General features: G+C 68.6%; 10 protein-coding genes. 4 read left to right on the top strand and 6 right to left on the bottom strand.

Annotation, left to right across the window (positions count from 1 at the left end; all coding sequences use genetic code 11):
- The 4 genes from Q9G87_RS54825 to Q9G87_RS54810 form a co-directional block, all read right to left on the bottom strand.
- Positions 1 to 961: CHAP domain-containing protein (locus Q9G87_RS54825; protein WP_305924646.1), on the bottom strand; the 961-nt coding region annotated here is incomplete at its 3' end.
- 389 nt (positions 962 to 1,350) lie between these two features.
- Positions 1,351 to 2,421: a DUF6745 domain-containing protein gene (locus Q9G87_RS54820; protein ID WP_305924645.1), complete on the bottom strand. Its 1,071-nt coding sequence runs from the start codon at positions 2,419 to 2,421 to the stop codon at positions 1,351 to 1,353.
- On the bottom strand, positions 2,421 to 2,717 hold the full coding sequence (locus Q9G87_RS54815; RefSeq protein ID WP_305924644.1) for a hypothetical protein: 297 nt from the start codon (positions 2,715 to 2,717) through the stop codon (positions 2,421 to 2,423). The genes Q9G87_RS54820 and Q9G87_RS54815 overlap by 1 nt, the downstream gene beginning before the upstream one ends.
- A gap of 453 nt (positions 2,718 to 3,170) precedes the next feature.
- Complete coding sequence (locus Q9G87_RS54810; protein WP_305924643.1) at positions 3,171 to 4,274, bottom strand: SAM-dependent methyltransferase; 1,104 nt, start codon at positions 4,272 to 4,274, stop codon at positions 3,171 to 3,173.
- Between the two features lie 6 nt (positions 4,275 to 4,280).
- Here Q9G87_RS54810 and Q9G87_RS54805 point away from each other — a divergent pair, with 6 nt between their 5' ends.
- The 3 genes from Q9G87_RS54805 to Q9G87_RS54795 are packed head-to-tail and all read left to right on the top strand — an operon-like array spanning position 4,281 to position 5,345.
- Complete coding sequence (locus Q9G87_RS54805; protein ID WP_305924642.1) at positions 4,281 to 4,637, top strand: Dyp-type peroxidase; 357 nt, start codon at positions 4,281 to 4,283, stop codon at positions 4,635 to 4,637.
- A gap of 34 nt (positions 4,638 to 4,671) precedes the next feature.
- Entirely contained in the window at positions 4,672 to 4,950 is a 279-nt protein-coding gene (locus Q9G87_RS54800; RefSeq protein ID WP_305924641.1) for a hypothetical protein, read from the top strand.
- Positions 4,947 to 5,345, top strand: coding sequence for a type II toxin-antitoxin system VapC family toxin (locus Q9G87_RS54795; RefSeq protein WP_305924640.1), 399 nt, complete (start codon positions 4,947 to 4,949; stop codon positions 5,343 to 5,345). Before Q9G87_RS54800 ends, Q9G87_RS54795 begins: the two co-directional genes overlap by 4 nt.
- Positions 5,346 to 6,216: 871 nt before the next feature.
- Here Q9G87_RS54795 and Q9G87_RS54790 read toward each other — a convergent pair.
- Positions 6,217 to 6,831, bottom strand: coding sequence for a CGNR zinc finger domain-containing protein (locus tag Q9G87_RS54790; RefSeq protein WP_305924639.1), 615 nt, complete (start codon positions 6,829 to 6,831; stop codon positions 6,217 to 6,219).
- Positions 6,832 to 6,886: 55 nt separating this feature from the next.
- On the opposite strand from Q9G87_RS54790, the gene Q9G87_RS54785 reads away from it, so the two are divergent.
- The gene (locus tag Q9G87_RS54785; protein ID WP_305924638.1) at positions 6,887 to 7,738 is read left to right on the top strand and encodes an arginase family protein; all 852 of its coding nucleotides are present in this window, start codon (positions 6,887 to 6,889) and stop codon (positions 7,736 to 7,738) included.
- Here Q9G87_RS54785 and Q9G87_RS54780 read toward each other — a convergent pair.
- The gene (locus Q9G87_RS54780) at positions 7,735 to 9,276 is read right to left on the bottom strand and encodes a DUF4434 domain-containing protein (protein WP_305924637.1); all 1,542 of its coding nucleotides are present in this window, start codon (positions 9,274 to 9,276) and stop codon (positions 7,735 to 7,737) included. The genes Q9G87_RS54785 and Q9G87_RS54780 overlap by 4 nt on opposite strands.
- Positions 9,277 to 9,294: the final 18 nt, after the last annotated feature.

Genomic DNA, 9,294 nt, shown 5'->3' with positions numbered 1-9,294 from the left:
AACCATGCCCGACCTCACGCGGCGCGCTGCCCGTATACGGCTGACCATCGTCACGCACGAAGTTGTTGCTGTAGAGCAGCATCTTGCCCGCGGCATCCACAGCCAGCAGGTCAGTGAACCCATCACCAGTGACATCGGCCGGAATGATCCTGGTCGAACTACTCCAACCATGCCCGACCTCACGCGGCGCGCTGCCCGTAAACGGCTGACCATCGTCACGCACGAAGTTGTTGCTGTAGAGCAGCATCTTGCCCGCGGCGTCCACAGCCAGCAGGTCAGCGTACGAGTCACCCGTCACACTGTTGCCGACCCTTGGCTCGTCAAGAGTCCCTCCGACGGGAGCGCTGTAGCCGACGATGTCGATGTTGGAGCGGGAGTAGGAGTTGCTCTGGGTGCGGTCGCCGCTGTTGCCCTCGATCGTGTAGACGGTGCTCGCGTTCGCCGAGGTCACGATGCCGACGTGATCGATGTCGCCGCTCTGGTCCCAGTCGAAGACGATGGCGTCACCGGGCTGGGGTGAGTAGCCGCTCGCGCGGGTGTGCCACGTTCCGTGCTCGACGCCGTAGTCCTTGAACGACGACGCCCATCCTGTGAGGACGCCTCCGCTGCCCTCGGGCACATCGGCATACGGAACGCCGGCCCGTTGCCAGACGTACTTGGCGAAGTCGGCGCACCAGTCGCTGTTGCGCCACCGGACGCCGTCACTGCTCGGGCAGCCGTCGGCGGGCTTCCAGCTGCGGAAGTACCCGGTGTAGTAGTTGCAGCCGCTGCCCATCGGGGATTCGTGATTGCGCGTGGAGTTGCCGAGCTGGTCCTGCGCCACAGAGACGATGGCCGGGCGGGACACCGCCGACGCCTGCGTCGCGGAGACCGCGACCACACTCAGGGCGACGACGGGCACCGCCAGCATCGAACGGAGGATGCGGGATAAGAACGCGGTGCGTTTCTTGGGAGGTTTCATGGTGCGAAGCCTGCGCCGGGCTTCTCCAAACTCGGTTCAAACCTGCTTGAACGTCTTGCCCGCATCCTGCCCGTAGAGACCGCCGCCCTGGCGCGGACCACATCCATCACCCGCTCGGCACACATCACCCGCCCGGCGTCGACTGCGGCTTAGGCCCCGAGGACTGCCGCATTGCCTGCAGTCCAGCCTTCCCGAGGGAGGCCGCCACCTCCCCTCCCACACCTGGACCAGCCCGGAGGGCCGTGGCTCCACGGGGTGTCCGCCGGCTTTGCGGCTTTCCACCTCGACACCGCATTGGGACACCGCATTGGATGGCAGTTACAGAGATTTTCCATTGGCGTGTGCGACCCTGCCGTCCGGCCGAGTCGGCGCCGCGGAGTTCTCCCCGGTCAGGTCTCGCGCTCGGGCCGGTAGTCCTCCTCCGCGATGCCGAACGTCCACGCGACCCCCTCTCGCGCCCGCTGCACCCACGGCGGCACCCGCAGGAAGTAGGTGCGGCTGGTGCCGTCGGGCTCGGGCGTGGAGTTGACGACCTCCACCATGGTGATCGACTCGTCGCCGGGCAGGTCGATGCACCACAGGACACCGGTCTCGTCGCGATGTAAGGGCCTGGCGCCGGACTCGGCAAGATAGCGGTCGTAACCGAAGTGCTCCAGCATCACGCGGCGCAGCTCGGCGTTGTCCTCGTTGCGGATCCGCTCGGGCGTGAGATCGCGCATCGACGCCCCGAACTCGGCGGGGACGGGCATGCCGTGCCAGGCGTGCAGGGCGAAGCCATCGGAGTAGGACATGGCAGGCCCGTCCGCGCGATGCAGCCGTGCGAGCTCGTCGAGGTGCAGCTCGACAGGCCGCTCCGTGATGATCGCCACCCGCTCGTACGGCCACCACCAGCCCGCGCACTCGGCCACCCGCTTCAGCCCGTCCAGGCCGTCGAACGCCGACAACCACGGGGCGTCGTGCTGCCCGAGCACGGCGTCCAACGTGACCTGCCGCAGCGCCTCGCCACCGAGGTCGGCCAGCCCTCGGCGGACGGCAGTGACCAATTGGTCGACCTGCGGCCACAGCCGTCCGCCCGTCTGGTCCCAGAGCGCCGCCCAACCGGTCGGCCCGAGCTCGGCGTAGAGCGCTGCCCTCGCGCGCTCCCACGGCTGCGTACGGACGACGTCCCGCACCGACCGCCCCGGCTCACCGACCGGCCGCAGTGCACCGAACAGCGCCTGAGCACGGTCGGCTCCGCCGGGCCCCCGCACCGCCGGCACCGCCTCCTCAAGGGCCTGGCGCCGGGCGTCGTCGCCGGTCAGCCATGCCGCCGCCACAGCCCCGGCCGCGGGCGAGCTGAGCACAACAACGTGCTCAGGCTCCACCAGCCCGGCATCGCGGTACGCCTGCCGGACGGCCGCCTCCGGGTCGCCTCCCGCGCCGGTCGCCCGAGCGACCCGCTCCCACGTCAGCGTCTCCATCAGTCGGCCACCACCCGGAAGGACCCCGGCACGTATTCGCGCTGCCTGATCACCCGATACCAGCCCTTGGGCAGCGAGATCGCGTCATGCTCCTCGTGCACCAGCCTTCCTCCCTCAGGGAGGTGCAGGAATCCACCGGAGAGCGTGCCGGGACCGGGGATCGCGTGACAGTGCCCGGTGGCCTCGCCATGGGCCAGCACGAGCCGCCCGCGGCCGTCCCGCGGCTCGGGCCGCATGGTGTGCGGCGCGGACTCCTCCGGAATCGGCATGATCAGGATGTCGCCCTGTCGATACATCGACCAACCTCCATCGTCGGGGGATGATCGAAAGTTATCGACCGCGACCGACAATTCCTGCGTGGCCAGGCCTCCCGTCGCACGGTGATCGATCGGCATATCCCTACCGGCGGCGTCGTTGATCGGTCTGCCTTGGGTGTCCGGTCCCGGCCCGCGTAATCCATAGAGTGCGCTCTTCATCGTCGATCGCGTACCACAGCCGACCGCCTGAGGTGGCTTCGTACTGCCACTGTTCCAACGATGCCCCGCCAACCTTGACTACGCCGAGTGCACCCTTGAGTGGGTGCTGGCGACAGTCCACATGCCGCGGATTTCCTGTAATGGCCACCCACGCCCTATCAAGATTCTCGGGCGCCTGCGTGAGCAACTCTTTCCAGCCCTCGGCGGCTCACCGATCAGCGAATCGAACGCGCCATGGATGAGGCCGGGGAACATCGTCGCCCCGGCCTGCCATCAGGAACCCCCTTTCGGACGGGCCACCTCCGGACCATCACCGGGGAAGGGCCCCTGCAATTCGCGAGCGAGCTCAGGATCGCTCCAGATCACCGCGGTGGAGCGCCAGGAGGTCAGCGACCGCGCCAACGGCAGCAGCTCTCCGGTGTCCGCGCCTGCGATCAGATGGCTGAGCAGGTCGCGTACACACTCATGACGCTCGGTGTCGGGAAGCCACGTGAGCCAAGGGAGCTCCTCGGCGAGGACCTCCTCGGCGAGTTCGCTGTTCCGGCGAGCCACTATGGCCAGTGCTCGGGCGGCGATGCGCAAGCTGGCCGCACCTGCTTCAAATCGCTCGGCGCGCATCAGGATGATGTTCTCGTCATCGCGACGCTCGAGGATGACGTCGGCGTGATCCAGTGTGGGAAGGACCTCCGAAGGGCCTCTGAGAAACGTGCTGTACGGGAAGCTCCAGCCGCCCCGGCGCAGCGCCGCCAGCAGCCTCGGCAGGGCGGCGAACACCGCGGCCGACGGGATGAACATAGTCGGCACCCACGCCATGTCGTAGCGGTCCCGATCGTCCAGATCGGCCACGCTCTGCAGTCGCAGCTCCACCCGCTCGGCGACACCGAAGTCCGCCACCATCCGCTTGGCCAGGTCCAGCGCGCGAGGGAGCACATCAATGCCGGTTCCGCGGAGGGCAGGGAGGTCGGCGCACAGGGCCGAGATCATGCCGCCGGTGCTGACGCCCACGTCCAGGAGCTCCGCACCTGGCTCGGCCGGCCGCTCGGTCAGCCCGCCCAGCAGCGAGAGCGTGTGCCGCATGCCCAGCCGGATCCCCGACACCGACGCCTTGCCCTGCTCCAGCAGGGTGTCATCGTCGTCGTTGTGCCAGCCGGCCGCACCGGTCGCGGCCGTGGCCGCCTGCCGTAGGTTGCCGGTCAGGTTGAGGAATCTGGCCTGGTCGGGGTCTGCAAGCAACTCGGTCAGCCCGAGGGCGGCAACGTACCTGTCGTCCTGGAGTACGGCGAGTCCCCGGGCGGCCAGCGCCCGGCCACGGTGGGGATCGAGCGGGGCGGCCAAGTCGAGCCCGGCCACCATTGCCAGCAGCCAGACGGCGTTCACCAGGTCGTGGATGCGTTGTTCGACACCCTGGATTTCGCCGCCAAGGGCCCCGACGGCCAGCCGGTCATCGCGGCCGACGCCCACGTCCGTCTGGCCCATCCGAGCTTCCACGGCAACGCCCACCTGCTGCGGCGCGGCTACAACTTCGTGGACGGCTCCGACGGGCTCGGACGCCTGGACGCCGGATTGTTCTTCATCGCCTACCAGCGCGATCCGCGTAAGCAGTTCGTGCCGGTGCAGATGAAGCTGGCCAAGATCGACCCGCTGAACGAGTACATCAAGCACGCTTCTAGCGGACTGTTCGCGGTCCCACCTGGCGTTCGGGACGCGGGAGATTATTGGGGTCGTACGCTCTTTGACTAAGGGCTTATAGCATTCTCAATGCTATAGTGAGTTCATGGTCGACGACGCTGATTTCCCTCCCGGTGACGGCCCCAGCAGCGGGATCTCTGTCTCTCTCACCGCTGGCACGCTGCAGGCGATCCGTGAGCGGGTTGGCAAGCGTGGCGTGTCCGCATACCTGGAGAGGGCGGCCCAGCGCCAGCTCGAGCGGGACAACCTGAACGAGCTGATCGCAGACTTTGAGAAGGTCCACGGCCCGGCCGATTCGGACGCCGTGGCGGCCAAGCGTGCTCGACTCACCGGGGACGCGCCCGCAGCGGGGGCAGCTGCATGAGTGGTGCCCTAGTCCTGGACAGCGAGGGTTTGGCAAAAGCCGTGCAGAGGGACCGTGAGGTGCACGAGTGGCTGACGGCATCCCGTGACGCGGACCTCCCCGTCGTCACATCGGCTGCAGTGCTGGTCGAGGTGATTCACCCGAAGATCAATGATGCCGCGTTGAAGTGGACGCTGTCGCGCCTGCGAGTGGAGCCGGTCACACAGACCCTGGCTCAGTCCGCTGCTGCGCTGCTGCGATGTGCAGGGTTGCACGGTCACAAGTACGCCATCGATGCGATGCTCTGCGCGACCGCCCTACAGCATCCAGGCCGGGTGACGATCCTGACCTCCGATGTCGAGGACATCGGCCTGCTCATCACCGAGCATCCGCGGGTAGTGGCGGAAAAGGTCTGATCCGAGGCATCGCTGAGGCGTCCACGGCCCTGGATCGCCGATTGCCAGCCTCTTCCGAAACGTCGCACCGTCGGAGCCCTTGTCGGTGCTCCAGGGACACCCCGCCGATCTTGACGCCTAGCCAATCAGGAAGCGCTTGTCGGTCGGGCAAGCTGCGGATCGCTCCAGATCTCCGCGGTGGATCGCCACGAGCCCAGCGACCGATCGAACGGCAGCCACTCCTCCGCGAAAGGACTGCTGCACTGAGCCACCGTAGCCAGCTTTCGAGCGTCAAAGGGAGTCACGGCACCAAACTTATCGCCGCGCATCTGGGCCTGAACGGTATACGGCGTTAAATTGCACCCACCGAGGTAGAGATGTCATTGGCAAATAATCGTCTCGGGCTCGCGCGTATGACTGTGATCCTCGTTTTAGGATCATGTGGTCTGCTTGGATGCCAGCCGCGCCCCGATCAACAGCTTTTCGTCAGCAACGAGACAGATGGCGTCGTCGTCGTGACGTGGAGAGAAGACGGTCGACCGAGGGCGACAATCGCTCCGCACACAAGAGCGAATTTTGGTGGATATGGCAATTGGTGCAAAACTCCCGAGAAGAATGTGGTTTTTGACGCCGAAACCGCTAATGGCAAGGTCCGCTCTCTAAGTACGCCAATCTGCCCGGGAACGGTATGGAAAATCCTCCCGTGACTGCCTTCCAGGCTGCTGTCTGCGAATGATGCGTTCACTGTTCGCCTACAATCCGGGCATGCGCCTGCACTGGCCGTTCATCAGCCGCATCGCCGAACTGGAGCGGATCCGGCGGGTCCTGGCAGCAGGAGGCAGTGTGGTCCTGGCCGGGGCCGCCGGGCGTGGGGAACAGTCGCCGCGCCCACCTACCGGTGGCGGGCGCGGGAGGCGGCGGCGTGGGCGCGGTTGGCGCAGCGGGTGGAGCAGAATTGGCGGCGGCCCGGGCGGCTGCGGTCGACGAAGGCGTCCTGGCACGGTCGGGCCGCGCACAGGCGCAGGCGTTCCCAGTCGCCTGACGCGGCGAGGTCGAGCAGGTCGGCCACGGAACGGACGGCGAGGCGTTCGGCCAGCGGGGCGTCGGCAGGCGCGGTAAGACGGAGGCGGGGCAGGCCGTCCGCATCCTCCACGGCCGCCCGGACCGGCAGCTCAGCGGTCCACTGGGCCAGGGCTCGCGTTCGTTCGGGAGGGTCGCCCGCCAAGAGGACGGCGCGCAGCCGCTCCCGCACGGCCCGGACCGCGACCAGGGCCGGCGGGACGGCCTTCATGACCGCCGCGGCCGCGTCCAGGTCCGCCGGGACCGCCTCCAGCCCCCCTGGAGCCGAGTCCAGGTCCGCCGCACCGGGCCGGAGTTCCACTCCCAGTTCACGACAGAAGCGACGCAGCTCTGGCACGTCCGGCAGCCGTTCGGGATCGTCCAGGTATTCGTCCCACGTGTTCGCCAGATCGATCGCCACGATCCCCGTCTCCGCGAACTGGCGCATCCACCCTCCCCTTGCTACCGTCACGAGTATGACCATAATAACCACTGACAAAGATATGATCGTCCTCGACGCGCCCTCCAACCTCGGCCTGCGCCCGCCCGCCCCCGGCGCCGTCCCCGGCTGCTACAAGGCCCCCTGGGCACTGCGGAACGCCGGCCTGGTCCGGCGGCTCGGCGCGGCCGACGCGGGTGCGGTCGTGCCGCCCCGTTACGTGGCCACGTGGAAACGCGGCGACGGCGTGCGTAACGGGCCCGCCATCGCCGCCTATGCGCGCACGCTCGCCGATCGGCTGGACGAGATCAACGGCTTTCCCGTACTGCTGGGCGGGGACTGCTCGATCGTCCTCGGCCCCGCCCTCGCGCTGCGCAGACGCGGACGCTACGGGCTGGCGTACGTGGACGCGCACGCCGACTTCCGGCACCTGGGCAACTCCTCGCACGTCGGCGCGGCGGCCGGGGAGGACCTCGCCCTGGTGACCGGCCGCGGTGACGACTACCTCACCGACATCGACGGCTTGCGGCCGTACGTCCGGGACGAGGATGTGATCGTGCTCGGCGTGCGGGACAAGGAGGATGTGCGGGACATCGCCGGCAGCGGAACCATCGCCTACCTCCCCGGCAGCGACATCGACCTCGGCAGGGCCAAGGAGGTGCTGGTCCGGGAGGAGCTCGACGGATTCTGGATTCATGTGGACGCCGACGTGCTCGATCCCTCCGTGTTGCCTGCCGTGGACTCCCCCACCCCGGGCGGACTCGACGCCGCTCAGCTCACCGACCTGCTGCGCGGCCTGGTCACCCTTCCGGGAGCCGCGGGGCTGGAGGTGACCATCCTCGACCCGGACCTGGACGAGGACGGCAGCCAGGCCGCGTTGCTGGCGGACATTCTGGTAGCGGCCCTGGCGGCCTAGGGCATCACGTAGGGGGTCGTGCTGGTCTCGCCGGCCTCGTTCGTGGCGGTGACCGGCGTCGACGGGCTCGTCGGCAGGTATGGCGCCCAGGCGGACTCGAGCCGGCCCTGCCGGCCGTGCCACTCCTGCTCGATGACCTGCGAGCCGAAACGGAGCGTGCCGCCGCGCAGGTTGAAGCCCTCCACGAGAACCCCTGGCCGCCCGTTCATCTCCTTCGGGGTCACGTTCACGATGATCGGCTGTCGCCACTCGCGCACGATGTCGTCGGCCAGCGAAGGCGTGTCGTAGCGGGCCTGGCAGGTGAAGAAGGGCTCCCAGCCATAGGAGATGATCTTCTGTACGCCGGTCCCGGTCGCCATGACCTGCCGGTCCAGCCGGGCTTTGGAAGGGCGTCCGCGCAGCGGCAGTGGTTCGACCCGCCCGCACTCGCCGGCCACTTGGGTGGGCTCGAAGCCCTCCACGTTCACCCACAGCTCCACCCCCGGCGGCACCCGTCGCGCCGCCGCCTCGATGTAGTCGCGCGTGGAGCCGTAGTACGCCTGCGCATAGGTCACCTCACCGACCATGGGCACCAGCCGCGCCTCGACCCGCGCTTCCCGCTCGTTGAGCGCGTACACCGGCACCTTCCCGGTGCCCCGCCCATCCTGTACGGCGATGGCCATCGGCAGGCCCGCCCGCGTGCCGGCGATGTCGGCCATCCCCGGCTCCACCTGGTCCGGCGGGAATCCGCGGCCACGCCGCGCGTCGATGTACGGGCTGACCAGGATCTTCGTGCCGGGCAGCGCGGAGGCGACGGCCGCGTGCTGGGCGGCGTACAGCGCGATGATCGGGTCCTTGGCGGACCGCGTCCGCATGGCCAGCTCGAACGACTGGTAAACACCGGCGAAGGCCGCCCCGAACCGGGCCTGGTAGTCGGCGACCACCCGCGTGGTGAAGGCGTTCAGCGCGCCCAGGTGGGCGAGGTCCGGCTCCCACGGCTTGCCCGCCTGCTGCGGCGCGGCAGGCAGCCCGGGAAAGACCTTCATCCCGTACGCCGCCGCCTCCGTCATCAGATTCCCCAGCCCGTCGCCGTCGGTGGCGATCAGCACCAGGTCATGGACGCGAGCGTCGCAGGACGTCGCCAGCGACACCCGGTAGAAGATCCGGCCGTCGCTCTCTATCCGCCGGTCCAGGCCGGGACAGCGCAGCAGGCCCGGCCCGAACTCCTCGCTGGTGACGTAGGTGTAGACGTGCCGCACCCCCGGCACGTCGGCGCACGGCCGCCCGTCCACGACGCAGCCGGGCTCCGCACCCACGCTGAAGCGCGGCCCGAACGTGACGAGCGTGTCCCCGCCGATCGCGTGGATCGCCTCGACCATCCGCCGCGTCACGCACGGATCGGCCCGCGGAATGACCCAGTAACCGGTGACCGCGTACGGCGCCACCACCCGTGTGTCCCGCGGCGGGCACTCCCCCGGCGCTTCCTCCACCGAATCGGACGGCACGACGAAACCCACCACGAAGGCGACCGCCACGACCACCCACAGGATCCGGTGCACCCACGCCCCTTCCGCGCC

This window comes from Nonomuraea turcica (assembly GCF_030718205.1).
GTDB lineage: Bacteria > Actinomycetota > Actinomycetes > Streptosporangiales > Streptosporangiaceae > Nonomuraea.
Note: the sequence above shows the minus strand (reverse complement) of the source record. Positions and strands in the feature narration are given on the sequence as shown.

What these genes read in the sequence shown, in the direction of transcription:
- Q9G87_RS54820 (WP_305924645.1), bottom strand. Translation starts at nt 2,421, where the DNA reads ATGGAGACGCTGACGTGGGAGCGGGTCGCTCGGGCGACCGGCGCGGGA.
- Q9G87_RS54815 (WP_305924644.1), bottom strand. Translation starts at nt 2,717, where the DNA reads ATGTATCGACAGGGCGACATCCTGATCATGCCGATTCCGGAGGAGTCC.
- Q9G87_RS54800 (WP_305924641.1), top strand. Translation starts at nt 4,672, where the DNA reads ATGGTCGACGACGCTGATTTCCCTCCCGGTGACGGCCCCAGCAGCGGG.
- Q9G87_RS54795 (WP_305924640.1), top strand. Translation starts at nt 4,947, where the DNA reads ATGAGTGGTGCCCTAGTCCTGGACAGCGAGGGTTTGGCAAAAGCCGTG.
- Q9G87_RS54790 (WP_305924639.1), bottom strand. Translation starts at nt 6,831, where the DNA reads ATGCGCCAGTTCGCGGAGACGGGGATCGTGGCGATCGATCTGGCGAAC.
- Q9G87_RS54785 (WP_305924638.1), top strand. Translation starts at nt 6,887, where the DNA reads ATGATCGTCCTCGACGCGCCCTCCAACCTCGGCCTGCGCCCGCCCGCC.